Here is a 1,163-nt window from a genome sequence, read left to right as displayed (position 1 = left end):
TAGTAACAAGTGGTGCTAACGACACTGACGGGACTTTAAAAGTTAAAGTAGTTTTAAAATCAACTTCAGGTACAACAACTAATTACTATAAACAAAATGGTGATACAGGTGCAGCAGCTGATGGTGTTGAAGTAACTATTTCAGGTTTTGCTACTTCTAAGGATGCAGTTACTAAATGATATAGTGAGAGTGTGAAGGATACTAGCGTAGCAAGTAATGAAACATTAAAAGCTAAAAAACCTAGTGAAGTAACAGCCGAAGAATTAAAATCATTATTTACAGCACCTACAACTTTAACAGGATCTACAGTTGAAGTAGAAAAAGTTGCAAATGGTGATAACGATGTTGCAGGTAACTTAAAATTAAAAGTTACTTTAAAACAAGGTGATAACTTCTTTAAAGAAGATGGTTCAACTGTTTTAGAAGCAAATAAAGCAACTGCAGGTAAAACAGTAACTATTTCAGGATTTGTCGCTAGTGATGCTAATGCAGCTAAAGCAAGTACATGATATGAGACTAAAGTTCAAGATCAACATGTAGAAGAAATTGAAGCATTAAAAACTAAGAAACCATCAGAAGTTAGTGATACTACAGACAAAACAGAATTAGATAAATTATTTGCATTGCCTACAGGTGATGGTGCTTTTGACCCTACAGCAACCATTGAATATAGTGATTTAAAAGCAAATGACTATACAGGTAGTTTAAGTTTAAAAGTGGCTTTAAAAGTTGGAGATAAATTCTACGACAAAGATGGTAATCAATTAGATGCTGCTAAAGGTGAAACAGTTGAGTTAACAGGTTTTGCAGATTATAAAGAAGCAATTAAAACTTGATATACAGCAGTTACAGATAAAACAGTAGAGTCTGCAGAATTAAAAGCAAAAGCAGCAAGTGCTGCAACAGAAGCAGACATCAAAGGTCTATTCACAGCTCCAGATCAAACAACATTACCAAACTCAGAATTCAGCGTTACATTAACAGCAGATGATGCTGCAGGTACAGTTTCAGTTAAAGTTGTTTTCTCAGCAACAGTTGATGGTAAAAAATTAAACTTCAACGCAAATGGTTCATTAGATGAAAGTGAAACTGCTACTGGTAAAACAGTGACAGTTTCAGGATTCAAAGTTGATACAACTAAAGCAGATGTCACAAGTTGATAT

Annotated in this window: 1 protein-coding gene; it reads left to right on the top strand. The window is 34.0% G+C overall.

Going from position 1 to position 1,163, the window contains the following annotated elements; genetic code table 4:
- Positions 1-1,163 (top strand): lipoprotein 17-related variable surface protein (locus CJF60_RS05130; protein ID WP_143823440.1); only part of this gene is annotated, 1,163 nt, incomplete at both ends.

It is taken from the genome of Mycoplasmopsis agassizii (assembly GCF_002272945.1).
GTDB classification, from domain to species: domain Bacteria; phylum Bacillota_I; class Bacilli_A; order Mycoplasmatales; family Metamycoplasmataceae; genus Mycoplasmopsis_B; species Mycoplasmopsis_B agassizii.
This window is presented reverse-complemented; position numbering and strand designations above follow the sequence as displayed.